Here is a 25591-nt window from a genome sequence, read left to right as displayed (position 1 = left end):
CGTACTGCACATTGAGGCAAATGCGATCGTTATTGCGGACCTCACTTCACCCCCCCAAGAAACTCTTACGCACTTCGGGATCGGCCAGAAGTTCCTTGCCCGTACCGGTATAGGCGTTCCGCCCCTGAACCAGCACATATCCCTTGTCCGCGATCTCCAAGGCCTGGCGGGCGTTCTGTTCGACCATCAGGATCGGCAAACCGGTGCGCGAGACCTCGATGATCCGGTCAAACAACTCATCCATCACGATGGGCGAGACACCAGCGGTCGGCTCGTCCAGCATAAGTACTTTCGGCTGAGTCATCAGCGCGCGGCCCACGGCGACCTGCTGGCGCTGACCGCCCGACAGTTCGCCGGCCGCTTGATGGCGTTTATCGCGGAGGATGGGGAACAACTCATAGACTTGCTCCATCGTGTCCGAGAAATCGTCCCGGCGGATAAAGGCACCCATCTCAAGGTTCTCTTCCACCGTCATCGAGGTAAAAATATTCGAGGTCTGGGGCACAAAACCCATGCCACGCATCACCCGATCCTGCGGCGTAAGCGCAGTGATATCCTCCCCGTCCAACCGAACGGCGCCCGAGCGCACATCCAGCATTCCGAAAACGGCCTTCATCGCAGTGGACTTGCCCGCGCCGTTTGGCCCGACGATGACCGCGATCTCGCCCCGATCAACGGCGATGGTGCAGTCGTGCAGAATGTCCGGCCCTTTGCCGTAGCCACCTGTCATCGTGTCGCCGATCAGAAATGGCCCACCATCGACCTTTTGTGTCACGCCGCTTTTGCGATGGGCCGGGGTCATGGTGCCGACGCCATGCGTGGTCGTGATCGACGCGTCCTTGTTGCCTTTGTCGTCGTGATAAGGATTATCGCTCACGCCCCGGCCTCCAGCTTGTCTTTGTTTTTCAGGCCGGTGCCCAGATAGGCCTCGATCACGTGTTCATTGGCTTTGATCTCGTCCAAAGTCCCCTCGGCCAGCACCTTGCCCTCGGCCATGCAAATGACGGGGTCACAGATCTTTCCGATGAAATCCATGTCATGCTCGATGACGACGAAAGTATAGCCACGTTCCTTGTTCAGACGCAGGATCGTGTCGCCAATGGTCATCAGCAGGGTGCGGTTCACACCCGCGCCGACCTCGTCCAGAAAAACGATCTTGGCATCGACCATCATGGTGCGACCAAGTTCCAGCAGCTTCTTCTGCCCGCCCGAGACCTGACCCGCCTTGTGATCGGCCAGATGCTCGATGGTCAGGAACTCCAGCACCTCATCAGCCTTGGCCCGAAGCGCGCGTTCCTCATCAGCAATCCTTTTGCGACCGAACCATGTGTTCCAAAGCGATTCCCCGGATTGCGCACCGGGCACCATCATCAGGTTCTCGCGGCACGTCATCGACGAGAACTCATGCGCGATCTGGAAGGTGCGCAGCAGGCCCTTGTGAAACAGCTCATGTGGGGGCAGGCCGGTGATATCTTCACCATCCATTACCACCTTGCCGCTGGTTGGAGGCAAAACACCCGCGATCACGTTGAACAAAGTGGTTTTTCCGGCCCCGTTCGGTCCGATCAGACCGGTGATCGAGCCCTTTTGGATTTCCAGCGATGCCCCGTCCACCGCATGAAACCCGCCGAAATGCTTATGCACGTCTTCGACGACGATCATCTTTTCCCCTAGCCGCCGTTTTCCGGCGTTGTTGCCACATCCCTGTACGAATGGTGCGGGCTTTTGTCATTGAAACAGCCCGGACACAAGGCCCGGGCTGCTTGTTTTTATGACTGTTAACCTTGGATCAACGGAAGTTGACGGTTTTGTTCTCGCCGTCGGTGACTTCGATCTCACGGTAGGATCCCGCGCTTTCACCGGGGCCGATCAACTCAACACCGGAGGCACCGACATAGTCGATCTCCTGACCGGCAGCGAGCAGTTCCAGACCCTTGGCCAGTTCACCCGGGTAGATCTTCTCACCAGGTTCGTTGGCGACGTCCATGATCTTGGAACCATAGTCCGCTGGGTTGGTCGAACCTGCGGCCTGCATGGCCAGCATGAACAGGGCAGCGGCGTCATAGGATTCAGGCGAGTAGGGCGACGAGCCGTCGAAACCTGCAGCTTCGGCCATGGCAAAGTACTTTTCAGCGCCTTCACCACCCGAACCAGCGATCTGACCGAACGAACCGTTCAGGTCCGGACCGACATTGGCAGGCAGCGAGTCACCGATCATGCCGCCGGGCAGACCGAACGTGTCAAACGCGCCGCTGTCCAGAGCCGACTGGATGATGCCCAGACCGCCTTGGTCCAGGTAGCCCGCAACGACCAGAATGTCGCCACCGGCCGAGGCCAACGCACCAACTTCGGCCGAGTAGTCGGCCTTGCCGTCTTCGTGGGCTGCGACGATGGTCACTTCACCACCCGAAGCCTCGAACGAGGACTGGATCGCATCCGCCAGACCCTTGCCGTAGTCGTTGTTGGTGTAGGTCAGAGCGATCGAGCTGATCCCGCGATCGTTCAGGATGTCGGCCATCACCTGACCTTCACGCGCATCCGATGGCGCGGTACGGAAGAACAGGCCATTGTCTTCCATGGTCGACAGACCGGGCGAGGTGGCCGATGGCGAGATCATCACCATGCCGTTCGGAATCGCGACGTTCTGCAGGATCGCGCCAGTCACGCCCGAGCAGTCACCGCCGATGATGCCAGCAACGCCGTCAGCGATCATGCGCTCGCCGTTCGACGTGGACAGGCCGTTGTCGATACAGCCGGTATCTGCGCGGGTTGCAGTCACGGTTGCTCCGTCCAGCAGCTTGCCGGATTCGGTGACTTCGGCCATCGCCATCTCGGCGCCCGAACCCATGGCAGGTGCCAGCGATTCAATCGGGCCGGTGAAGCCGAACAGAACGCCCAGCTTGACGTCTTCGGCCATTGCGGTACCCGCCAGCAGAGCGGAGGCTGCAGTTGCAGTCAGCAGCTTTTTCATATGGTTACTCCCTATTGTGAACGTATTCGTTCTGCGCATGACCCTAGGCAAGCAATCCGGAAAAGAAAAGTCCTAACGCAATCGTGTTTTTACGCTCCATAATCCTATTTGTTCTCATGGTGATAACGCTGTCAGTCCGAAAGGAAGACCCATGACGCTCAGACCCTTTGCGATTCTTGCCTTGATGATCAGCACAGGTCTCGCCTCCGCTGAGGAGCTTGAGACATCCCAAGGTACGGTTCAGATCGAGCCGATGATCGAGGGACTGGATGCGCCCTGGGCCGTAGGCATCCTGCCCGATGGATCGTTTCTGGTGACCGAACGGGATGGCGATGTGCTTTATGTGTCGGACGGGAAATCTCAAAAAGTGAAGGGGGTGCCGAAAGTGGCCGCCAGAGGGCAGGGCGGCTTGCTGGACGTGACCATCGCGAGGGATTTCCCACAGACGCGCGAGGTTTTTCTGACCTTCTCGAAACCTCAGAGCAATGGGGCTGGCACCGCGCTGGCCGTCGCGCGCCTGTCAGAGAACGGCAAACGCCTGACCAACACGCGTATCCTGTTCGAGGCCACGCCCGGAGGCTCGGGCGGGCGTCACTTTGGCTCCCGGGTGGTTGAGGCGGAAGACGGCAGTTTGTTTGTCACCATCGGGGATCGGGGGGATCGGCCGCAGGCTCAGGACCGCTCAAACCCAATCGGGTCGATTATCCGCATCAATCGGGATGGCTCGGTTCCTGCCGACAACCCCTTTGTCGGGCAGGCGAATATTCGGCCCGAGATCTGGTCCTACGGGCACCGCAACCCTCAGGGCGCCGATCTGGATGCTCAGGGGCGTCTTTGGACATCCGAGCATGGCGCGCGCGGAGGGGATGAGGTCAACCTCGTGCAACCGGGGCTGAACTACGGCTGGCCCGTCATTTCCTATGGCAAGCACTACTCGGGCAAGACGATAGGCGAAGGCACTTCCAAAGATGGGATGGAGCAGCCACGCCACTATTGGGACCCTTCAATCGCGCCGTCGGGGTTGATGGTCTATTCAGGTGCGCTCTGGCCGGAATGGAAAGGCGACATCTTCGTGGGATCGCTCAAGTTTGATTACATCGCCCGGCTGGACGGCAACCCACTGCGCGAGGTCGAACAGATCAGAGGCCCCGAAACAGAGCGGGTCCGGGATATCGTTGAGGCCCCGGATGGGTCGATCTGGTTCATTTCCGTAGGCAATGGGGCAGTTTTCCGGCTTTCCCCGGATAGATAGATCAGTGCTCGCCCTCCTTGACTGTTGCCGAGTAACCGAGCTTGATCCTGTATCAAGAAACCATCTGAGGGTACGGTCCATTGCGCGACTTTTCGATTGAAATGTGTGACACGCTGCCAGATCAGGATGAGTTGAACGGCATCCTGTCCCAATATTATGCGTTGATCGTTGAGCGCATGACGGCCATGGGGTTTGAAATCGATCCGGCTGCGCCGCAAAGCGCGCTGGCCGAGTTTTGGGCACACTCAGAGGACTATCTGCCGCCAAACGGGTGCCTGGTTCTGACGCGAGACAGCACGGGTAAGATCATCGGCTGTGGCATGATGAAACGGCTGGATCAGGACACCGGCGAATTGAAACGCGTGTTCGTGACCGAAGCCGCGCGCGGCACAGGTGCGGGGCGTGCCATGATACAAGCCCGAGAGGAGGCGGCCCGCACGCTGGGGTTAAAACGCCTTGTGGCTGACACACTTACTCCGAATGTCGAAATGAGGGACCTGTATCCGAAACTGGGATTTGTCGAACTGTCCGAACCCATTGAGACGACGACCTATCTGGATCAGCCCATGCTTAGGCCCCATCTGCACTATTTTGAGAAGACCCTGTAAAGCGGCTTTACACGGACAGCCGTCCCGACTGTGCCCCACGCTCACGGTATGGCGTGGTGTTGTAGTGCGCCCGGTAGCATTTCGAGAAATGGCTCGGCGAGGCGAAACCGCAGGCCAGAGCCACGTTGATCACGCTCATATCCGTCTGCATCAGCAGGTTGCGGGCTTTGTGCAGCCGCAACTCCATGTAGTACCGTTTGGGTGAGCGGCTCAGGTAGCGGCGGAACAGACGCTCCAGCTGCCGGGTCGACATGCCGACATCCTTGGCCAGAATCGAAGGCGAGATCGGCTCTTCGATGTTCTTTTCCATCATCAGGATGACCTGGCTGAGCTTCGGATGCCGGACCCCAATCCGAGTGGGCGTGGACAAGCGCTGTGTGTCCTGATCTGTGCGGATCGAAGAATAGATCATCTGATCGGCTACGGCGCTGGCCAGACCCTCGCCATAGTCATTCGCGATCAGTTTCAGCATCAGATCAATGGATGAGGTGCCCCCCGCGGTCGTCATCCGGTTGCCGTCGACCTGAAAAACGGATTTGGTCAGTTCCACATTGTCAAACTCTTCAATGAAGCTGTCCGAGTTTTCCCAGTGGATGGTCGCTCGCTTACCCTCCAGCAGCCCTGCCTTGGCAAGCGAATAAGCGGCCGTACACAAGCCACCGATCCGCAGCCCTTTGCGGGCCTCGCGCCGCATCCAGTTCAGGATCTTCTTGGTGGTTGCGGTTTTTACCTCGACCCCGCCGCAGATCAGAACGATGTCATCACGCTGCAGCTCGATCAGGTCCTGATCCAGCTTGAAAGTCGTGCCTGCCGAGCAGGTAATTGTGTCGCCCCCTTCACCGATCAAAGACCACGTATAGACAGGCTTATCAGCCATACGATTGGCAATGCGCAGGCTGTCCAGAGCCGACGCAAAGGACAAAAGCGAAAATCCATCCAATAAGACGAATACAAAATTGATCGGCTTGTCGACGTTACCGTCGACTTTGACAACTTGGCGTTGTTCTTGCATGGGTTTTTGTCCTTGATTCGGTGGCCGATGCGCCCTGGGCGCGCATGATTTGACAGATACCATGATCAAAGCTTGTTTACGACGTCAAGAGCCGCAAATCGGATATGGTCTCTCTTCCCGGCTTTTTGTATAGAGACCACCTGAATACTATCAGCGGAGATCAAGGCTATGACCGAATGGCAAAAATCGAACTGGCGCAACAAGCCCCGGGTTCAGATGCCAGACTATACCGACGCGGCCGCGCTGGCCAAAGTCGAGGCGCAGCTTTCGCAGTATCCCCCGCTGGTCTTTGCCGGTGAGGCGCGGCGTCTCAAGCAACATTTGGGTGCCGCCGGTCGCGGCGAGGCTTTCCTGTTGCAGGGCGGGGATTGTGCTGAAAGCTTTGAACAATTCAGCGCGGATGCGATCCGTGACACGTTCAAAGTGATGCTGCAAATGGCGATGGTTCTGACCTATGGCGCCAAGGTGCCGGTGGTCAAAGTGGGCCGCATGGCTGGGCAGTTTGCCAAACCGCGCAGCGCACCGACCGAAGTTGTGGATGGCGTTGAGCTGCCCAGCTACCGCGGTGACATCATCAACGAGTTGGACTTCACACCCGAGGCGCGGATTCCGAATCCGTCCAAGATGCTTCAGGCCTACACGCAGGCCGCTGCCACGCTGAACCTGCTGCGCGCCTTCTCGACCGGTGGTTTCGCCGACATGAGCCGCGTGCATTCCTGGACGCTGGGCTTCACAGATGAACAGGACGTTCAGAAATACTCCGAGATCGCCGACCGCATTCAGGACACGATCGACTTCATGGGGGCTGCGGGCATCACAGCCGAGACAACACATGAGTTCTCGACCGTCGAGTTCTACACCAGCCACGAAGGGCTGCTGCTGGAATATGAAGAGGCGCTGACCCGTTTGGATTCGACTTCTGGCAACTGGCTGGCAGGTTCGGGTCATATGATCTGGATCGGTGACCGCACCCGTCAGCCTGACGGCGCGCATGTGGAATTCTGCCGTGGCGTGCAGAACCCGATTGGTCTGAAATGTGGCCCGACCACAACGGCCGAGGACCTCAAGGTTCTGATGTCCAAGTTGAACCCCGAAAACGAAGAGGGTCGACTAACACTGATCGCTCGCTTCGGTGCAGGCAAGGCGGGCGAGCATCTGCCGCGTCTGGTGAAAGCAGTCAAAGAAGAGGGCGCCAAGGTCACTTGGGTCTGCGACCCGATGCACGGCAATACGATCAAATCGGCCACCGGGTACAAAACCCGCCCGTTCGATTCGGTCCTGCGCGAAGTGCGGGACTTCTTTGGCGTGCATCAGGCCGAAGGCACCATCCCCGGTGGTGTGCATTTCGAGATGACCGGTCTGGACGTCACCGAATGCACCGGCGGCGTGCGTGCCGTGACCGAAGAGGACCTCTCGGACCGGTACCACACGGCGTGCGACCCGCGTTTGAACGCGTCGCAATCGTTGGAACTGGCCTTCCTGGTCGCCGAAGAACTGACCAACCTGCGCCGCGACCGCACCAAGCGCGAAGCAAGCTAAGGTTCAATCAATCAAAGAAAACGGCGGGTCCTTAGCCCCAGCCCATGCTGTAAATGTTGATTACAGGTGGCTCCGCCGCATGTGTGACGGAGCCGCTTGGCTTGAGCCGAATGCTGCCGCTCATCCCATGTGTCGCGAAGGTGTCCGAAGAGCCCAAATTAACCGATGCTGCACAGTGCACGAACCGTGCATATGCTCCAAAAGCTGTCGTTGTTCCGAGAGAGGCATTCATTCTTCAATAGAGGTTTCGGCCCGAGCCTTCAGCGCATCGTTAACCTTCGAGTAGGCTGGTTCGATCCAGCTGGAGTTCCAAAACCACAGACCGATGCCTCGGTCGACTTCATATTGGGTAACTTTCGTGCCGCCTGGGACCGACTCCAACAGCCATCGGTGATCAAAGGTCAGGATACCGGGAACGCCACCTTTTTGGCGAAGCTCTTTTTCGGGCGTCATCGCTACGACTGTCGAGTTCATCTCAAGAGTTTTACCGGTAGGGTCCAGAACTTTGTTTCGAAGCTTGGCACCCTCGGCGTAATCACCAATCACTTCGACGAAAATCGGATTCCAATCAGGGTACGTGTCCGTAGCCATCAAAACGCGCCACACTTCATCGGCCGGGGCGGCAATCACAATTTCAGCACGAAAGGTCTTCTGGGTGAGAAGGCCCGCGACGACCACCAATCCAAGCGCGGGCAATCCCCATTTCATCAAGGTCCAGAGCATCACACAAACTTGTCGAACCAGACCAGCACGTCGTCGGGGTGAGCCCCAACATAGTCATAAGCCGCAAAACGGCTTTTCTCGAGGTCGAGCAGTTTCAGCTCCTTTTCGACGCCGAGAGCTTGGAAGTAATCTTCCACCATGCCCATCTTCGTCCATGGGTCATTGCTGTTCTGAACAACCAGTGTTGGCACCGAGATTTTGGGAGCATCGTCAATGAAATTAGGTGCGCCCATATCGAAGCCAAGCCGCTTTTCACTGACTTTTTCACCTGCTCGCGTCATGAACCCAGGCATGCCAAGTGCCTCCACAAAGCAGGTGTAAAGCAAGGGCTGAACAGCAACGATGGCCTTGATGTTCGGACGGTTGGCCAAGCCGTTATCGCGACCGTAGGCATATGTCGTAGAGGCTGCGCCCATGCAGATGCTCAGAAGCCCAATCGAAGCATCCGGGAACCGGCGGGTTACAAAGTCCACAGCAGCGATGACGTCCTTTGCCTCCTCCGGCCCCCAACTGACCCATGGGATCGGACCAAGATCGCTTTCGCCATGACCGCGCATGTCATACATCAGCACCGAATACCCCTGACCCACCAGGTATTTTGCCTGTCGTAAGAACTGGATGTCCTGCTTCCAAGGCGTGATTGGTCCGTGCCCCTTGGGAGTCCAGCCACCGCGATTGCATTGAACGCCGAAATGGGTTTGCACGATCACTTTGTCGCTTCCGCCATTTATCAACCACCCACGCAACGTAACGCCATCTTCGGTTTTGAATTCGACGTTTTCGTACTCCAGCCCGTGATCTTCGGGGTTGTCGAACAAAGGTGATTGGCCCGGCTTGACCATCATGTTCGATATCATCGTTCCAAACATCGGCTTCTCCTATTTGTTGATCAGGCTGCGGGAACCAGCATGGCGGATAGCTGGTCGATAAAGGCTTGTCGGTTTGCCTGGCCCGCCATTTCCGTCAGCATTTCTGCATCGGAACCGCTGGGGTTATGGATCGGGCGATCCTCGGTTACGCAAGCAAACACGTGATCTGCCACCTCTTGAGGATCGGCAAGTGCGCCTCCCTCGTTGGCCATGTGCGCGCCTACTGCACTAATTTGCGCTCGTAGTTTGTGAGAGAAGGCCACCAGTTGCGCATCTCCGCTGTCGAGACGTTTGTCTACCGCCTCATCAAATCCGGTCGTCGGATAAGCGCCTGGTGCGACGTTGAATATCCTGACTCCAAAGGGCGCGTATTCCTGCGCCATGGCTTCGGTCAAACCGACCAGCGCATGCTTGCTGGAGGAATAGACCGAATTGCCGGGCAAACCGAGATGGCCAGCCATCGAGGTCACATTGACGATGACGCCGCTTCCAGCCGCCCGCATGTCCGGCAGTGCCTCTCGCATGACATTCATCGGGCCAAATACGTTTGTTTCATACATTGCGTGGATGTCGTCTGGACTGAACTGTTCGAACAAGCCGCTACCGCCGTAGCCTGCGTTGTTGATGACAACATCCACCTGCCCAAATACCTCTCGGGCATTTGTGAAGGCCCTTTGAATGCTGTCTGAAACGGTCACGTCCAGCTGGGTCAAAAGCAGACGATCATCTTTCTTCAGCTCAGTCTCCTTTTCCGGGCTACGCATGGTGGCGACCACGTTCCAACCTGAATCAAGGAATGTGCGAGCAATTAATCTGCCAAAGCCACTTGAGCAGCCGGTGATCAGAACGGTTCTAGGCATTGCCATCTCCAAACTTTACAAGTTTATCATTGTTGTCGGATTGTATTTTACATCTAAACACATCTTGTCAAGTGGTAAGGCGTCAATTATTTGGTTGGCATGACTGATATGACCGCTAAACCTCTCACAGAGACTGAAGAAAAATCCATCGCGGCAGCGATCCGCTGCTTCGTGCGTTTCGGTGCACGCAAGACATCCATGAACGATATCGCAGCCGAAGCGGGAGTTTCACGCCAAACACTGTACGATCTATTCGGCGGCAAGGATGAGATGATCCGCGCGTCGATCCGCACCATCACCGACCAGAACCTCGCACTGGTCAGGCAGCGTCTGGCGGAGTGCAACACCTTGTCAGAAAAGCTCGACGTCTATTTCGAAGAAACGGTGATCAAGAGCTTTGAATTGCTTCAAACAGCGGGAGATGCAGAGGATCTGATCACCGGCCACAACGCGGCGGGCAAAGATGAAATCGAGCGTTCGCACAGACGTCATGAAGCTCTTGTTCGAGGCTTTCTGGAACCCTATTCAGAAGCCTTTGAGGCACGGGAACTATCGGTTACGCAACAAGCCCATTTTGTCGTCACGGTCATAATGGGTTTGAAGTACGGGGCAAAAAGCCGTGAGGACTTGGACACCCTGCTCATGGCTCTTAAAGCGAACTGCCTTTTTGGAATAGAAGGCTAAAACCCAATAACTACCGCAGCCTTGAAAGCTGAGAACGCCGGTTTAGGACGTTTGCCGACATTAGGGATCTCTGGACCAAAGTCCGCAAAGTCCGCATGTCGACCCTTGCGCAGAGCCATAACAACGTCTGCTTTCAGAAAGCTATGCCGCCCTCGAAGAAATCTTCGGGCGGAAACGATCACAAAAGCCCGTCACATCAGGGATGTTCCAGCGTCCTGTCAACATTTACCGCATGGGCTGGGTCCTTAGCCCGCCGTTTTTCTTTGGATCAGTCGTCGCGCGATGCAACCAGCCTGAGGTGCCCTTTGGGGCGTTTGAACTCTGCCTTGCCCTCGGCAAAGCCCTCAGCAAAACCGTCCGTGACTTCCAGCTTTGGCTTGGCCGGCGCCTGAACCTCGCTCACCGGTTTGATCCGGCTGTCTTGGATCGAGAAGCGGCGCGGTGTCGCTCCGATCGCGCCGTCACTGACCATGACGCCCATTACGCGGCTGACATCCCCCAGATCGCTTTTCAGCGGCAAAAGCAGCATATGCGCCTGCATCCGGGCGCGCCCGAATGCGCCGCTGGACACCATATCCAATTCGGCAATGGCGGGGTTAGCAAAGACCTGCTCTAGAGCATTCGTGGCTGCCTTACGCGCCTCGGGATCGAAAAACGCGGTCAGAGGCATGCCCCGCACTTCCATCCCCGCCAGCTTGTTCAGGTGGCTGCCCGCAAGGCGAAACCGGGCCAGACCGGGGGCAATCCGCTCGAGAATGAAGGTGTATTCCAGAACATTCTCAAGCCCGCGCGGATCAATCTGCGACCGCATGGGCACGCCATTCCCGTCAAGCAACGCGGTCCAGTAGGCCTCGGCCTGACGGATCGGTGAGAGGCTGCGCCCGCTGTCAAAGCGATCCATTGCGACAATCTTTCCAAGTTTGGACTTCGAGCCAGTCCCGAAAAAGGTTCCTATTTTCATAACCCTAGCGCCTAATCATCGTCATTTTCATAAAATGCAACATATCGGAGGCATTTTCGGCCAAACGACCGAGCTAGAGACATGATTGACACGGGTTAAGTCAATTTTGGAGTAATTCTTTAACGAATGGTTAACTTCTGTCGAACGGCTGCGACCTCAGCAAACTCTTGCTCTGCACCGGGCAATGGCATTAGGTGCGGCAGACACTAAGACTGACAGCGATGGAAAGGGCAGTGATGATCAAATCCATGACCGGGTTCGCCTCGGGCAAGGGAGAGTTCGGCCCCCATAGCTGGACATGGGAGCTGCGCAGCGTGAACGGAAAAGGGCTGGACATGCGCGTCCGCGTCCCCGATTGGCTCACTGGCCTTGAGGCCGCGTTGCGGGCCGTTCTGTCCAAATCGCTGAGCCGGGGCAATGTGACCCTGTCATTGCGGATTAGCCGAGATGAGTCCCAGCCGGATCTTGCTTTGAACACGGTTGCGATGTCGGCGGCCTTGGATGCCTTGCAACAGACACAAGCCATGGCCGAGGCAAGGGGGATGGAACTCGCCCCCTCCAAAGCAAGTGATCTACTGACCCTTAAAGGCATGCTGGATGCAGGTGCCGAGGCCGACGATCCGGCGCCGCTGGTCGCGCAGATGACCACCGAGTTCACTCCGCTTTTGGCAGCGTTTCTCGAGATGCGTCAGACCGAAGGCGAGGCTCTAGCCGCGATCCTGGCGTCTCAGTTAGATCAGGTTGCGGCATTGACGTCGAAGGCCGCCGAACTGGCCGAACAGCGCAAGGACAAGATGGCCGAAGCGCTGCGCGAAAACCTCTCCCGCGTGCTGGACAACGCCCAAGGGGTCGAACCTGAGAGAGTGGCGCAGGAACTCGCCCTGATCGCCGTCAAGGCCGACATCACCGAAGAGATCGACCGCCTCAGCGCCCATGTCACCGCCGCGCGGGACCTTCTGGCGCAGGATGGTGCGGTTGGCCGCAAGCTGGATTTCCTGATGCAGGAATTCAACCGCGAAGCAAACACCCTTTGCTCCAAGGCACAAAGCGCCGATCTGACCTCGGTCGGGTTGGAATTGAAGGCGGTGATCGACCAGATGCGCGAGCAGGTACAAAACGTTGAATAACAGTAGGAAGAACTGACATGGCAGATCGCCGCGGCCTCCTTATCATCCTGTCATCCCCTTCGGGCGCGGGTAAATCCACCTTGGCCCGCAGACTGATGACCTGGGATACCGAACTCGAATTCTCGATCTCAGCCACAACCCGCGAACCACGTCCGGGTGAGGAACATGGCCGCGAATACTACTTCTTGTCGGAAGACGAGTTCAAACAGCAGGTGGCCGATGGGCAAATGCTGGAACACGCGCATGTCTTCGGCAACTTCTATGGCTCACCAGCTGGACCTGTGCGCGAATCCATCGAGTCCGGCAAGGACGTGCTGTTCGACGTGGACTGGCAGGGCGAGGTGCAGATCCGTAACTCGGACCTCGGCAAACACGCGCTGTCGATCTTCATCCTGCCGCCTTCAATCCCCGAACTGCGCCGCCGGTTGGAAAGCCGGGCTCAGGACAGTGCCGATGTGATCGGCAAGCGCATGCTGAAAAGCTGGGATGAGATCAGCCACTGGGGCTATTACGACTATGTGCTGGTGAATGACGATCTGGATTCGACAGAAGAAAAGCTGAAGACCATCGTCAGCGCCGAACGGATGCGTCGTATTCAGCAACCAAAACTGCAAAACCACGTCCGTACCCTGCAGATGGAATTCGAGGAGCAGTCATGACGATCTACGCGCTAGGAGATCACACGCCCCAAATCCACGAAGACACTTGGGTCGCGCCGGACGCCAATCTGATCGGCAAGGTGGTGCTGGAAGAGGGCGCCTCGGTCTGGTTTGGCTGCACGATCCGGGCGGATCACGAAGAAATCCGCGTCGGCGCGGGCAGCAATGTGCAAGAGAACTGCGTCATGCATATCGACGCGGGCTTTCCTCTGACGATCGGGGCAAATTGCACAATCGGGCACAAGGTCATGCTGCATGGCTGCACGATCGGTGAGAACTCTCTCATCGGGATGGGGGCGATCATTCTGAACGGGGCGAAGATCGGCAAGAACTGCCTGATCGGGGCAGGGGCACTGATCACGGAAAACAAAGAGATCCCTGACAACTCGCTGGTCATGGGGTCTCCGGGCAAGGTGGTGCGGCAGCTGGATGAGGCCGCAGCCCAGCGGAACACGCTCAGCGCGCTGCACTATCAACAGAACATGCGCAAATTCAGGGAAACCCTGAAACCGTTGGCTTAAGCGGCAGGAAATCAATCGGACATGGCTGAAAACCTTCTGGAAGAATATGTATCGGCCATTCCGATGCCCGCGCTTCTGGTCGACCAGACCGAACGGATCATCGCCGCCAATACCGACGCCAAAACCCTGCTAAGCCAGAATATAACGGGCCGCCACTTTGCGACGATCCTCAGGCAGCCTCAGGTTATTGAAGCGATTGAACAAAGCCTGCGCAGTAAGGGTCCGGCCAAAACGCGGCACCTTTCAAATGATGGCGCGCAGGATACGACCTTCGAGGTGATTTGCCGCTATATGAACGGCATCGGCGCGGTGTCGGGCGGGGCGGTGCTGACGATCTTTCAGGACATCACGCATCTGGAACAAGCCAGCCAGATGCGTCGCGATTTCGTCGCCAATGTCAGTCATGAACTCCGCACCCCTCTGACCGCTTTGATGGGCTTCATCGAAACCCTGCGCGGCCCGGCCCGAGATGACGCCGCCGCGCGCGAGCGGTTTCTGCAGATCATGACGGATGAGGCAAACCGCATGAACCGCCTTGTCGGCGATCTGCTGTCGCTCAACCGGGTGGAAAGCGAGGAACGCGTGCGCCCGAAAGAGGAGTTGGAACTGACAGGTCTGCTGCAATCCACGCTGAACTCTATGCGCCCTCTGGCCGATGACGCCGAGGTGGTGCTGACGCTTGATGCGCCTGAGGATCCGGTGATCATGACCGGCGACAGCGATCAGCTGCGTCAGGTGTTTACCAACCTGGTCGAGAACGGCATTAAATATGGCGGCAGCGGCGGCAGTGTCGAGTTGCGCGTGACCACCTCAGAGAGAGACACGGCCATGCGTGGTCCGGCAGTCCGGGTGCAGATCATCGATCGAGGGCCTGGCATTGATTCCGTTCACCTGCCGCGACTCACCGAGCGGTTCTATCGCGCCGACAGTCACAGATCGCGCCAATTGGGCGGAACCGGGCTTGGACTCGCGATTGTGAAGCATATCGTCAACCGTCACCGTGGGCGCCTTCGGGTGGAAAGCGATTTAGGAAAAGGTACTGTTTTTACGGTGATTTTACCGCGCTGAAGGGCGGGTATCCGTAAAGCCATCACGGCCGAGCCAAAAGATTTATGACAGCAGGACGCAAGAAAAACCCGACTTGTCATAAAACTGTTACGTACCTGTCACAAAAGCCTTACGCACGGGGCCTAGTGGTTCGCGCAAGATCATCATGGGGGTGATCGAAAACCCAATCCTCAGGGAGACTGAAATGTCCTTTGTAAAACTGTCGGCTTCTGCGCTGGCTATCGCTGCTGTCTCGGCCACTGCTGCTGCTGCGCGTGACAACGTTCAGGTTGCCGGTTCGTCGACCGTTCTGCCTTATGCCTCGATCGTTGCGGAGCTGTTTGGTGAAAACACCGACTTCCCGACACCTGTTGTTGAATCCGGCGGTTCGTCGGCCGGCCTGAAGCGTTTCTGCGAAGGTGTTGGCGAAAACACCATCGACGTTGCAAACGCATCGCGCGCCATCCGTGAAAAAGAGATCAAAGCCTGTGCCGAAAACGGCGTGACCGACATTATGGAAGTCCGTATCGGTTATGACGGCATCGTGTTTGCAAGCCAGCAGTCTGGTCCTGCCTTCAACGCGTTTGAGCCTTCGGACATCTTCAACGCTCTGGGCGCGAAGGTTCTGAAAGATGGCGAGATCGTCGACAACCCATACAACACTTGGGCCGAATTCAACGGCGACCTGCCTGACGTTGAAATCGCAGGCTTCATCCCCGGCACCAAGCACGGCACCCGTGAAGTCTTCGAAGAAAAAGTTCTGCTGATCGGCTGTGAAGCAACTGGCGCCATGGAAGCAATGATCGCTGGCGGCATGAGCGAAGATGACGCAGAAGATGCATGTTTGGACGTGCGTACCGATGGTAAATCGGTCGATATCGACGGTGACTACACCGAGACCCTGGCCCGTATCGACACCAACCCGAACGGTATCGGTGTTTTCGGTCTGGCGTTCTACGAGAACAACACTGACAAGCTGAAAGTTGCAACCATGTCCGGTATCGCGCCGTCGACCGAGACCATCTCGACCGGTGAATACCCTGTATCGCGTCCGCTGTTCTTCTACGTGAAGAAAGCCCACATCGGCGTGATCCCTGGTCTGAAAGAATACGCTCAGTTCTTCGTCGCTGACGAAATCGCCGGCCCGACAAGCCCATTGGCAAACTATGGCCTCGTTGCTGACCCTGAGCTGGCAAAAACTCAGGAAGCGATTGCCAACGAAGTTACCATGGGTTCGGGCAGCTAAGCCTGACATTGGTCTAAATGCCGGGGGCGGCCATTGTCGCCGCCCCTTTGCTTCTTTTGAATTCCCAAGCGGACCAGTGGGGGTGATATGCCGATTCTTTGGCTTTTCTTGATCGTTGTTGCGATCGCTTTGGTCGGTTATGTGCTGGGCCGATCTCGTGCGCTTCAAAGCGCTGGCGGCGACAGCCGAAACCTGCACTCCCTTCCTGCGTTTTATGGCGCGAATGTTGCGCTTAAAGTAATTGTTCCGGCCTTTGGTTTGCTGGTGATCTGGCTATTGGTTCAACCGATTTACGTGAACTCTCAGGTTTCCGGCATGATCCCCGACACCGCGATCAAAGAAGGATCGTCTCGGGGTCTGGTGCTGGCCGAAGTCCGCCGGACGGCGACGGGTTTGGACAACGCGGTTTCGCAGGGCGCGCTGACCGAGGATGTGGCTCGTAACGCGCGCGCAGATTTTACGGACATGACGCAGCGCCTGAAAGACGCGGGTCAAGTTGTAACATCGAACATCACACAAACGGTTCTCCGCGGGGCTCAAAGCTACCGGATCATGAATTCGAGCGGCTATCGGATCATGTCAGTTGCCGTGATCCTTGTTGCTTTGGCGGGGGCCGCCATCAGCTTGGTGCAAACCAACGCTGACTATCGCGCACGCAACGTGGTCGAGCAGGGCATTCGCGTTCTGCTACTTGCGGCCGCATCTATCGCGATCCTGACAACGATCGGTATCGTATTGTCTCTGGTCTTCAACACATGGGAATTCTTCCGGCTCTACCCAGCATCTGACTTTTTCTTCGGCACCACGTGGGCTCCCAGTTTCTCGGGCCGAGGTGGGGCGTCAGATCTTGGTATCCTCCCGCTTCTCTGGGGCACGTTGTATATTTCGGTTGTCGCCTTGCTGGTGGCTGTGCCAATCGGCCTGTTTGCTGCGATTTATCTCAGCGAGTATGCCTCACCCGCAGTGCGTGCCTTCGCCAAACCTTTGTTGGAGGTTCTGGCGGGCATCCCAACGATCGTTTACGGCCTGTTCGCCTTGTTGACTGTCGGCCCACTTCTGTTGGGTGTGTTCGGGGATGGTGGCCTAGGCTGGATGAAGGCTGGTACGGCCGTGATGACAGCCGGTCTGGTTATGGGCATCATGCTGATCCCCTTTGTGTCTTCGCTGTCCGACGATATCATCAACGCCGTGCCACAAGCGATGCGTGACGGTTCCTATGGCCTGGGCGCTACGCAGTCCGAAACCATCCGCCAGGTGGTTCTGCCAGCCGCGCTACCGGGCATCGTCGGTGCGATCCTGCTGGCAGCCTCACGTGCTATTGGTGAAACCATGATCGTGGTTTTGGGGGCAGGGGCGGCCGCGCGGCTTAGCCTCAACCCGTTTGAGGCGATGACAACCGTCACTGCAAAAATCGTAAGCCAACTGACCGGCGACGCAGACTTTGCCTCTCCAGAAGCGCTGGTTGCCTTCGCGCTTGGCATGACACTGTTCGTTGTCACGCTGGGCCTGAACGTCTTTGCCCTTTACATCGTGCGCAAGTACCGGGAGCAGTACGAATGACCGACGCAAGCATGCAAACCCCAGAAACGGGTCGCCAAGCTGTTTCCCTGACTGCGTATGATGCGCGGACCCGCAAACGCGCCAAGGCAGAAAAACGCTTCCGTGCCTATGGTATCGTTGCCATCGCGACCGGGCTATTCTTCCTGATCGTCCTGTTCGCATCGATCCTGTCCGAGGGTATTCCGGCCTTCACCCGGACTGTTGTCAGCGTAGAGTTCACCCTAACCCAACAAGAACAGGAAGAGGCCGAAAGCACACTGTTCAAGACCAAAGCCTATTCGGACCTGTTCATTGCTGCTCTGAACAAGGAGCTCGATGAAAGCGGTCTCCAAGTCGATTTCGACGAAGCTGCAATCGAGCGTCTGCTGGGTAAAGTTGGCGGAACCATCCGGACCTTCTATGCAGACAACCCGGACAAACTAGGCGAACCTATCGAGTTTGATCTAGCAGCCTCAAGCCGCGTCGATGGATACTTTAAGGGCCGGGTGTCGCGTGACACCATACAGGATAGTCGTTTCCTCCAGAAAAGTGATCTGGATCTGGTCGATGCACTTAAGGAAGCGGGTATCATCAAACAGGTTTTCAACTGGCCGTTCATCACTGGGGCAGACTCGGGCGTGGACAACCCTGGCGGCGCAGGAATTGGTGCTTCGGTTGTCGGATCGTTCTTCATGATGCTGGTGGTTCTGGCGCTTTCGCTGCCGATTGGCGTAGCCGCGTCGATCTATCTGGAAGAATTCGCGCCGCAAAACAGGTTCACCGATCTGATTGAGGTTAATATCTCGAACCTGGCTGCGGTTCCTTCGATCGTGTTTGGTATCCTTGGTCTGGCTGTCTTCATTCAATTCATGCACCTGCCGCAATCGGCCCCGCTGGTTGGTGGCCTGGTGCTAACCTTGATGACCTTGCCGACGATCATCATCTCGACCCGGGCGTCGCTGAAAGCAGTTCCGCCGTCGATCCGTGATGCCGCACTTGGGGTAGGGGCTTCCAAAATGCAGGCGGTGTTCCATCACGTTCTGCCGCTGGCCGCGCCCGGTATCCTGACCGGTACCATTATCGGACTGGCGCAGGCACTGGGGGAAACCGCTCCGCTGTTGCTGATCGGGATGGTGGGCTTTGTTGCCCGAGGCTACCCAGACGGATTCCTTGCCGGGTTCACAGAACCAAACTCAGCCATGCCTGCCCAAATCTACACTTGGGCTGCGCGCGCAGACGTTGGGTTCTACGAAAAAGCTTGGGGCGGGATCATCATCCTTTTGATTTTCCTGCTGACAATGAACATCATCGCAATCATTCTGCGCCGCCGCTTTGAACGCCGCTGGTAAGAAGGGCAGACCCATGAACGACATGTCACGAGTGGAGAGACAAGTGGATACCAATGAAATCAAGCTGGAGTGCCGGGACTGCCAAGTCTTTTACGGTGACACTCACGCCATCAAAGATGTGAATGTCGATATCGAAGACAAAACTGTCACAGCCTTCATCGGTCCGTCGGGCTGCGGTAAATCCACGTTCCTGCGCTGTCTGAACCGGATGAACGACACAATCGATGTTGCTCGGGTACAGGGCAGCTTCAAACTGGACGGCGAGGACATCTACGACAAACGCGTTGATCCTGTTCAGCTGCGCGCCAAGGTCGGGATGGTGTTCCAGAAACCCAACCCGTTCCCGAAGTCGATCTATGACAATGTGGCCTATGGCCCGCGCATCCACGGTCTAGCCAAGAACAAAGCGGAACTGGATGAGATCGTCGAGAAATCCCTGCGTCGCGGTGCGATCTGGGAAGAGGTCAAGGATCGTCTGGACGCTCCGGGCACTGGCCTGTCTGGCGGTCAGCAGCAGCGCTTGTGCATTGCGCGCGCCGTGGCGACAGAACCCGAAGTTCTTCTGATGGACGAGCCTTGCTCGGCGCTGGACCCGATTGCGACTGCCCAGGTCGAAGAGTTGATTGACGAACTTCGCGCTCAGTATTCGGTGGTCATCGTGACCCACTCGATGCAGCAGGCGGCGCGTGTCAGCCAGAAAACGGCCTTTTTCCATTTGGGTAACCTCGTCGAGTTCGGCGAAACAGGACAGATTTTCACCAACCCGGTGGACCCGCGCACCGAAAGCTACATCACCGGCCGGATCGGCTGAGCACAGGTATTCCGACATGAACGATTCAGAACAACATATTGCCTCTGTCTTCGACCGCGATCTCGAAGCGATCCAGGCACATATCATGAAGATGGGCGGTCTGGTCGAAGCCGCGATCATGGGCGCCGCCCGCTCGCTAGAAACGCGGGACGAGGAACTCGCCCAGCAGGTGCGTCAGGGCGACAAAGCCATCGACGCGCTCGAGGACATCATCAACGAGGAAACCGCCCGCCTGATCGCCTTACGCGCACCCACAGCGAGTGACCTGCGGTTGGTGCTGTCGGTGCTGAAGGTCTCGGCCAACCTTGAACGGATCGGCGACTATTCCAAGAACATCGCCAAGCGGACCACGGTGCTGGTGAACTCGGGCGAGATCAACGGGAGCGCCTCGGCGCTGCGCCGCATGGCGCGCGAGGTTGAGGTCATGCTGCGCGACGCGCTGGACGCCTATATCCAACGGGATGCTGAACTGGCTGCCGATGTCATCGACCGCGACGAAGAGGTGGACCAGATGTATAACGGATTGTTCCGCGAATTCCTGACCTTCATGGCCGAGGATCCGCGCAGCATTTCGTCCTGCATGCACTTGCATTTCATCGCAAAGAATATCGAGCGCATGGGCGACCACGTGACCGCGATTGCCGAGCAGGTCGTTTATCTGGTCACCGGCGAGCGCCCAACCGAGTCGCGCCCCAAGGCCGACACAACGTCGCAAACCGTCTAGGAGACGCCTCCAATGTCTGCAGATCAACCAACGGTTCTGGTGGTCGAAGATGAGCTCGCCCAGCGTGAAGTGCTGGCCTACAACCTCGAGGCCGAAGGCTTTCGCGTCTCGAAAGCCGCCAGCGGTGACGAGGCGCTGTTGTTGGTAGACGAAGACAGCCCGGACATCATCGTTCTGGACTGGATGATGCCCAACCTCAGCGGGATCGAGGTCTGCCGACGCCTGAAAACACGGCCAGACACCCGTTCTATTCCGATCATCATGCTCTCGGCGCGTTCGGAAGAGGTCGACAAGGTGCGTGGGCTTGAGACCGGCGCAGATGACTATGTGGTCAAGCCATACTCAGTCGTGGAACTCATGGCTCGGGTGCGGACCCAATTGCGCCGTGTACGCCCAGCGACGGTGGGTATTCGCCTGGAATTCGACGATATCATACTGGATTCCGAAACCCACAAGGTCAGCCGTGGCAGCCATTCGCTGAAACTGGGTCCGACCGAATTCCGCCTTCTCAGCACCTTCATGGAAAAACCCGGCCGGGTCTGGAGCCGCGAACAATTGCTGGACCGGGTCTGGGGCCGCGACATCTATGTAGATACCCGTACGGTCGATGTGCATATCGGCCGTTTGCGCAAGGCGCTGACTCAGCATGGCGGTAATGATCCTGTTCGGACCGTGCGCGGGGCAGGATACGCCTTGGGATAAAAGGGAAGGGGGTGCTTATCCCCTGACCTATGACATTTACTCATAATCGGGTGTCAAACTCTTGCTGTTTTTCCGTGAAGTGCCACGTTACTGTGCGAGCGACTTCAGACAAACCGGAGACACCCGATGAACGCCCCCGCCACCAAACCGACGTTGCGCGCAAAAGATGCGCCGGATCTGGGTAAGTTTGCCTGGGACGATCCGTTCCGCCTGTCCGACCAGTTGTCAGAAGACGAGCGCATGATCGCCGACAGCGCGCGCGCCTATGCGCAGGAAAAGCTGCAACCGCGTGTGACTGCCGCGTTTCAGAACGAAGAAACCGACCCCGAGATTTTCCGCGAAATGGGCGAGATGGGCCTTCTGGGCACCACGATCCCCGAGGAATATGGCGGCCTTGGCGGCGGCTACGTTTCCTACGGCCTGGTCGCGCGTGAGGTTGAGCGCGTGGACTCCGGCTATCGCTCGATGATGTCGGTCCAAAGCTCGCTGGTGATGTACCCGATCTATGCCTACGGGTCCGAGGAGCAGCGCCGCAAATACCTGCCGAAATTGGCTTCGGGCGAATGGATCGGCTGTTTCGGCCTGACCGAAGCTGACGCCGGGTCTGACCCCGCAGGCATGAAAACACGGGCCGAAAAAATCGACGGCGGATACCGCCTGACCGGCACCAAGATGTGGATCTCGAACGCGCCAATTGCGGATGTCTTCGTGGTCTGGGCCAAATCGGACGCGCATGACGGCAAGATACGCGGGTTCGTTTTGGACAAGGGTCAGCCCGGTATTTCTGCGCCGAAGATTGAAAACAAACTCAGCCTGCGGGCCTCGATAACCGGAGAAATCGTGCTGGATGGCGTCGAGGTGGGCGAGGGCGCTTTGCTGCCTCATGTGCAAGGTCTAAAAGGCCCGTTCGGCTGTCTGAACCGCGCGCGGTATGGAATCAGCTGGGGCGTGATGGGCGCAGCCGAACATTGCTGGCACGCGGCTTTGCAATATGGCCTGGACCGTAAGCAGTTCAACAAACCGCTGGCGCAAACGCAGCTGTACCAGCGCAAACTGGCCGACATGCAGACAGAAATCGCCTTGGCTCTGCAAGCAAGCCTGCGCGTCGGTCGCCTGATGGATCAGGCTGAAGCGGCGCCCGAGATGGTCTCAATCGTCAAACGCAACAACTGCGGCAAAGCGCTGGACATCGCGCGCATGGCCCGTGACATGCACGGCGGCAACGGTATCTCGCTGGAATTCCAGGTTATCCGCCACATGGTCAATTTGGAGACTGTGAACACCTATGAGGGCACGCATGACGTTCACGCTCTTATCCTTGGACGTGCGCAAACTGGGCTGCAGGCTTTTTTCTAGGCCTTAAAGGCGGTTAGGTGTAGGGTTTGATCAAAGACGGCACTAATCTGTAATACGTGTAATTGGTATTATGGTAAATATACTGACCACTAGTCAAACCCAACCACCAAGGATGACGATTTGGAACTCAGCGGAAAGACAGTTGTCATAACCGGCTCCGCTGGCGGTATTGGCAAAGGTCTCGCCGAGAGGTTCTCTGCAGATGGCGCAAACGTTGTCTGTTCCGACATCGACGGAGCAAATGCGCAAGCCTTGGCGGACGAGATAGGCGGGCACGCGTTTCCGTGCGACGTCTCCAGCGAAGCGCAGATCAAAGCCCTGATCGAGCATGTCGAGGACGAGATTGCGCCGATTGACCTGTTTTGCGCCAACGCTGGAATTCTAACGCTCGGCGGTTTGGACGTGCCAGATGAAGACTGGAACCGTATTTGGGACATCAACGTGATGTCTCATATCTGGATGGCGCGTCACCTTGTTCCACGGTTCGTCAAGCGCGGCCATGGCTACATCATGATCACAGCGTCGGCCGCCGGACTATTGAACCAACCTGGCGCGGCCGCGTATGGCGTCACCAAACACGCGGCCATCGGTTTTGCCGAATGGTTGGCGTTGACCTACGCCCATAAAGGTTTGAAGGTTTCGGCGCTTTGCCCGCAAGCTGTCAGATCCGAGATGACACGCGGTCATGAAACCTCGGTCGCGGCTATTGACGGAATGCTCGAGCCGGAGGATGTCGCACAGGCCTGTGTGGACGGTATTCGAGCCGAGCAATTCCTGATCCTGTCGCATCCCGAAGTCCTTGAATACATTCGCCACAAAACAGCTGACTATGACCGATGGCTGCTCGGCATGAACAAATTAAATCAACAGTTTATAGGCGACCCTTAAGAGCGGCCATTTGGTCGTCGCATCAATCCCTCTTGCGCAACTGACGCCACCAGAACACCATCCTCGGAATAGATGGAGCCGCGATTGAAAGACCGCCCCTGCCCCGTCCACGGTGATTCCATCACATAGAGATGCCAGTTTTCAAAACGCACCGGCGCATGAAACCACAGCGCGTGATCCAAGCTCGCTGCGTTTACCTGACCCGTGAACCAGCTCAGCCCATGTGGCCGCATGCCAGAACTCATCAGGCTCATGTCTGAGGCGTAGGCCAAGATCAGATGCTGCGTTCGGGGATCAGTTGACGCCGCTCCGGGCATCCGAAACCAGATCTTATTCTGATCGTCGGAAATTTCAGGTCGAAATGGGTCGAGATGGTCTACTTCGCGCACTTCGATCGGCCGCTCGCGCAATAGCTCTTTCTTCATCTTTTCAGGGACTTGGTCCACATACTTGTGGCGTAGTTCGCTGCGCGATGGATGGGTTTCTGGGCTCTCAGAAGACGGCATTGGATGCTGATGAGACCACCCCTCATCCTCAACATGAAAGGACGCAGACATATTGAGGATCTGCTTACCATGTTGAATCGCAACCACGCGCCGCGTGGTGAAAGAACCGCCGTCTCTGGCCCGATCCACTTGATAAACAACGGGAATACTGGGGTCACCCGGACGGATGAAATAAGCATGCAAGGAATGGCAGAGCCGGTCATCGACCGTACTGTAAGCCGCTGCCAGTGCCTGCGCGATGACCTGACCGCCGAAGATACGTGTCGGTGTCTCACCGCCCGATCCAGTGCCCCGGAACAGGTCAACCTCAAGCCGTTCGATGTTCAGAAGGTCCAGGAGAATGCGCTCAGCTTCGGTCATGGGTTGCTCGATCTTGTTCATTTGGGGGATGAGGTACCAACACCCGCGCCATCAATCAATCACCGCCCCCAAGACCAGAGCCTTGAGTTCCGCGCGGGACGGGTAAGAGCTGGACGGCGACACTTGAGTGAAGAACACAGCCGTCAATTCCAAGGACCGGTCAATCCAGAAATAGGTCGAGGCCATACCGCCCCAACTGAAGTCCCCGACAGACCCAGGCACTCCGGTACGACCCGGGTTCAGCACGACAGAGCCGCCCAATCCGAACCCCATCCCTTCCATCGGTTGTTCCGCAAAACTACTGGGGCCCATTGAGGCAATATCGCCGGGTAAGTGATTGATCATCATGAAATCTACTGTCTTCGGACCCAACAGCCGTTCGCCATCGGCCTGCCCTCGGTTCCGCAACATTTCAGCAAACCGGCTATAATCATCGATTGTTCCGACCAAGCCGCCACCGCCCGAGAACGTGGTGGTGGATTCGAACGGGGAAGAACCCGCTTGATCCACCAGCCTGAGCGTATCCTCGGACTGTTCGGCCGAGTTAAGATCCATCGCGTCGCCCGCCAGAGGCGTATAGAGCGACGCAAATCCATCGCCAGCATCCTTTGGGACGACAAAGCCGGTCTCTTGCATGCCGAGCGGCTCAAAGATCTCCCGCTGGAAGAACTGGTCCAACGTCTTTCCCGAGACGACCTCAACAACGCGACCTAGAACGTCGGTGCTGACCGAATACTCCCACTGGCTACCCGGTTGAAACGCCAGAGGCAGCGCGGCGAGATCGCTTACTCTATCCTTCAGAAGCCCTTGATTAGGCTTGAAGATCATATCCCGCTCTTCCATCGCCGATGGCAGAAGACCAGGATTGAATGGGTAGCTGAACCCGCTCGTGTGGGTCAGAAGCTGGTGCAGAGCCGGCGGCGGCGCAGCTTCGGTCTGATCCAACCGCTCGGCATCGGGAACCAACGCTTGAGGCGCGGAAAATTCGGGCAGATACTCGGACAAAGGTGCGCCAAGGTGGATCAATCCCCGCTCGACCAGCATCATCACCGCAACTGAGGTGATCGGTTTGGTCATCGAGTAGATACGGACCAGCGTTTCACGCTCGAAAGGCAGTCCTGCTTCGACATTGCGCTGGCCGCAGGCGTGGAAAAAGACCTCCTGCCCTTTGTGCTTCAGAAGAAGCGAGCTGCCGGGATATTTTAGTTGATCTACATAGCGTTGCATCCACGGGCGAATGCGATCCAACCTGTCTTGATCCCACGTAACCGGCATTC

At 57.3% G+C, this 25591-nt stretch carries 26 protein-coding genes; 16 read left to right on the top strand and 10 right to left on the bottom strand.

The window, feature by feature from the left end; all coding sequences use genetic code 11:
• Nucleotides 1–46: 46 nt before the first annotated feature.
• The 3 genes from ACXAH8_RS03310 to ACXAH8_RS03300 form a co-directional block, all read right to left on the bottom strand.
• Nucleotides 47–877 (bottom strand): ABC transporter ATP-binding protein, encoded by an 831-nt coding sequence (locus tag ACXAH8_RS03310; RefSeq protein WP_475216011.1) that lies wholly within the window; start codon nucleotides 875–877, stop codon nucleotides 47–49.
• Nucleotides 874–1662: an ABC transporter ATP-binding protein gene (locus ACXAH8_RS03305; protein WP_170458187.1), complete on the bottom strand. Its 789-nt coding sequence runs from the start codon at nucleotides 1660–1662 to the stop codon at nucleotides 874–876. Before ACXAH8_RS03305 ends, ACXAH8_RS03310 begins: the two co-directional genes overlap by 4 nt.
• A gap of 127 nt (nucleotides 1663–1789) precedes the next feature.
• A complete protein-coding gene (locus ACXAH8_RS03300) occupies nucleotides 1790–2971 on the bottom strand; it encodes an ABC transporter substrate-binding protein (RefSeq protein ID WP_170458188.1) in 1182 nt (393 codons plus the stop codon).
• Between the two features lie 151 nt (nucleotides 2972–3122).
• On the opposite strand from ACXAH8_RS03300, the gene ACXAH8_RS03295 reads away from it, so the two are divergent.
• Together ACXAH8_RS03295 and ACXAH8_RS03290 are read left to right on the top strand one after the other, a co-directional pair.
• Entirely contained in the window at nucleotides 3123–4223 is a 1101-nt protein-coding gene (locus ACXAH8_RS03295; RefSeq protein WP_475216008.1) for a PQQ-dependent sugar dehydrogenase, read from the top strand.
• A gap of 80 nt (nucleotides 4224–4303) precedes the next feature.
• The gene (locus ACXAH8_RS03290) at nucleotides 4304–4831 is read left to right on the top strand and encodes a GNAT family N-acetyltransferase (protein ID WP_475216006.1); all 528 of its coding nucleotides are present in this window, start codon (nucleotides 4304–4306) and stop codon (nucleotides 4829–4831) included.
• A gap of 7 nt (nucleotides 4832–4838) precedes the next feature.
• Here ACXAH8_RS03290 and ACXAH8_RS03285 read toward each other — a convergent pair whose 3' ends face one another.
• The gene (locus ACXAH8_RS03285; protein ID WP_170548735.1) at nucleotides 4839–5843 is read right to left on the bottom strand and encodes a GlxA family transcriptional regulator; all 1005 of its coding nucleotides are present in this window, start codon (nucleotides 5841–5843) and stop codon (nucleotides 4839–4841) included.
• Between the two features lie 168 nt (nucleotides 5844–6011).
• On the opposite strand from ACXAH8_RS03285, the gene ACXAH8_RS03280 reads away from it, so the two are divergent.
• Nucleotides 6012–7382 (top strand): class II 3-deoxy-7-phosphoheptulonate synthase, encoded by a 1371-nt coding sequence (locus ACXAH8_RS03280; RefSeq protein ID WP_170373710.1) that lies wholly within the window; start codon nucleotides 6012–6014, stop codon nucleotides 7380–7382.
• A 228-nt stretch (nucleotides 7383–7610) separates the two neighbouring features.
• On the opposite strand, the gene ACXAH8_RS03275 is transcribed toward ACXAH8_RS03280, so the two are convergent.
• From ACXAH8_RS03275 to ACXAH8_RS03265, 3 genes are read right to left on the bottom strand one after another with little or no spacing between them, the layout of a single operon-like run.
• Nucleotides 7611–8105, bottom strand: a complete 495-nt coding sequence (locus ACXAH8_RS03275; RefSeq protein ID WP_475216005.1) for an SRPBCC family protein — start codon at nucleotides 8103–8105, stop codon at nucleotides 7611–7613.
• A complete protein-coding gene (locus ACXAH8_RS03270) occupies nucleotides 8105–8974 on the bottom strand; it encodes an alpha/beta hydrolase (protein WP_475216003.1) in 870 nt (289 codons plus the stop codon). The genes ACXAH8_RS03275 and ACXAH8_RS03270 overlap by 1 nt, the downstream gene beginning before the upstream one ends.
• A gap of 20 nt (nucleotides 8975–8994) precedes the next feature.
• Nucleotides 8995–9834 carry an SDR family oxidoreductase gene (locus tag ACXAH8_RS03265; protein WP_475216002.1) on the bottom strand — a complete coding sequence of 280 codons (840 nt, stop codon included), beginning with the start codon at nucleotides 9832–9834 and terminating at the stop codon, nucleotides 8995–8997.
• 99 nt (nucleotides 9835–9933) lie between these two features.
• Between ACXAH8_RS03265 and ACXAH8_RS03260 the strand changes: the two genes are divergently transcribed.
• Nucleotides 9934–10518 carry a TetR/AcrR family transcriptional regulator gene (locus ACXAH8_RS03260; RefSeq protein ID WP_475216001.1) on the top strand — a complete coding sequence of 195 codons (585 nt, stop codon included), beginning with the start codon at nucleotides 9934–9936 and terminating at the stop codon, nucleotides 10516–10518.
• A gap of 268 nt (nucleotides 10519–10786) precedes the next feature.
• On the opposite strand, the gene ACXAH8_RS03255 is transcribed toward ACXAH8_RS03260, so the two are convergent.
• Complete coding sequence (locus ACXAH8_RS03255; RefSeq protein ID WP_475215999.1) at nucleotides 10787–11419, bottom strand: PAS domain-containing protein; 633 nt, start codon at nucleotides 11417–11419, stop codon at nucleotides 10787–10789.
• Nucleotides 11420–11715: 296 nt separating this feature from the next.
• Here ACXAH8_RS03255 and ACXAH8_RS03250 point away from each other — a divergent pair, with 296 nt between their 5' ends.
• The 12 genes from ACXAH8_RS03250 (at nucleotide 11716) to ACXAH8_RS03195 (ending at nucleotide 23448) form a co-directional block, all read left to right on the top strand.
• Nucleotides 11716–12606: a YicC/YloC family endoribonuclease gene (locus ACXAH8_RS03250; RefSeq protein WP_475215997.1), complete on the top strand. Its 891-nt coding sequence runs from the start codon at nucleotides 11716–11718 to the stop codon at nucleotides 12604–12606.
• 17 nt (nucleotides 12607–12623) lie between these two features.
• The gene (gene gmk / locus ACXAH8_RS03245; protein WP_425082787.1) at nucleotides 12624–13265 is read left to right on the top strand and encodes a guanylate kinase; all 642 of its coding nucleotides are present in this window, start codon (nucleotides 12624–12626) and stop codon (nucleotides 13263–13265) included.
• On the top strand, nucleotides 13262–13786 hold the full coding sequence (locus ACXAH8_RS03240) for a gamma carbonic anhydrase family protein (protein WP_170659554.1): 525 nt from the start codon (nucleotides 13262–13264) through the stop codon (nucleotides 13784–13786). Before gmk ends, ACXAH8_RS03240 begins: the two co-directional genes overlap by 4 nt.
• 21 nt (nucleotides 13787–13807) lie before the next feature.
• Nucleotides 13808–14854, top strand: a complete 1047-nt coding sequence (locus ACXAH8_RS03235; RefSeq protein WP_475215994.1) for a sensor histidine kinase — start codon at nucleotides 13808–13810, stop codon at nucleotides 14852–14854.
• A 184-nt stretch (nucleotides 14855–15038) separates the two neighbouring features.
• The gene (locus ACXAH8_RS03230) at nucleotides 15039–16079 is read left to right on the top strand and encodes a substrate-binding domain-containing protein (protein ID WP_209254716.1); all 1041 of its coding nucleotides are present in this window, start codon (nucleotides 15039–15041) and stop codon (nucleotides 16077–16079) included.
• 87 nt (nucleotides 16080–16166) lie between these two features.
• Nucleotides 16167–17639, top strand: a complete 1473-nt coding sequence (pstC, locus tag ACXAH8_RS03225; RefSeq protein WP_475215992.1) for a phosphate ABC transporter permease subunit PstC — start codon at nucleotides 16167–16169, stop codon at nucleotides 17637–17639.
• Nucleotides 17636–18967 carry a phosphate ABC transporter permease PstA gene (pstA, locus tag ACXAH8_RS03220; RefSeq protein ID WP_475215990.1) on the top strand — a complete coding sequence of 444 codons (1332 nt, stop codon included), beginning with the start codon at nucleotides 17636–17638 and terminating at the stop codon, nucleotides 18965–18967. Before pstC ends, pstA begins: the two co-directional genes overlap by 4 nt.
• 13 nt (nucleotides 18968–18980) lie before the next feature.
• Nucleotides 18981–19778 (top strand): phosphate ABC transporter ATP-binding protein PstB, encoded by a 798-nt coding sequence (pstB, locus tag ACXAH8_RS03215; RefSeq protein WP_209254708.1) that lies wholly within the window; start codon nucleotides 18981–18983, stop codon nucleotides 19776–19778.
• A 16-nt stretch (nucleotides 19779–19794) separates the two neighbouring features.
• Nucleotides 19795–20502, top strand: coding sequence for a phosphate signaling complex protein PhoU (phoU, locus tag ACXAH8_RS03210; protein ID WP_170373720.1), 708 nt, complete (start codon nucleotides 19795–19797; stop codon nucleotides 20500–20502).
• 12 nt (nucleotides 20503–20514) lie between these two features.
• Nucleotides 20515–21204, top strand: a complete 690-nt coding sequence (gene phoB / locus ACXAH8_RS03205; protein WP_170373721.1) for a phosphate regulon transcriptional regulator PhoB — start codon at nucleotides 20515–20517, stop codon at nucleotides 21202–21204.
• Between the two features lie 126 nt (nucleotides 21205–21330).
• A complete protein-coding gene (locus ACXAH8_RS03200; protein WP_475215987.1) occupies nucleotides 21331–22560 on the top strand; it encodes an acyl-CoA dehydrogenase in 1230 nt (409 codons plus the stop codon).
• Between the two features lie 120 nt (nucleotides 22561–22680).
• Nucleotides 22681–23448, top strand: a complete 768-nt coding sequence (locus tag ACXAH8_RS03195) for an SDR family NAD(P)-dependent oxidoreductase (RefSeq protein ID WP_475215985.1) — start codon at nucleotides 22681–22683, stop codon at nucleotides 23446–23448.
• Here the strand turns inward: ACXAH8_RS03195 and ACXAH8_RS03190 are convergent.
• Together ACXAH8_RS03190 and ACXAH8_RS03185 are read right to left on the bottom strand one after the other, a co-directional pair.
• Nucleotides 23445–24314 (bottom strand): acyl-CoA thioesterase, encoded by an 870-nt coding sequence (locus ACXAH8_RS03190; protein WP_475215983.1) that lies wholly within the window; start codon nucleotides 24312–24314, stop codon nucleotides 23445–23447. The genes ACXAH8_RS03195 and ACXAH8_RS03190 overlap by 4 nt on opposite strands.
• Nucleotides 24315–24365: 51 nt before the next feature.
• Nucleotides 24366–25589, bottom strand: a complete 1224-nt coding sequence (locus tag ACXAH8_RS03185) for a serine hydrolase domain-containing protein (protein WP_475215981.1) — start codon at nucleotides 25587–25589, stop codon at nucleotides 24366–24368.
• Nucleotides 25590–25591: the final 2 nt, after the last annotated feature.

This window comes from Ruegeria sp. ABV3_008 (genome assembly GCF_056161185.1).
The sequence above is the reverse complement of the archived record's forward strand: the minus strand, read 5'-3'. Positions and strand labels throughout refer to the sequence as shown.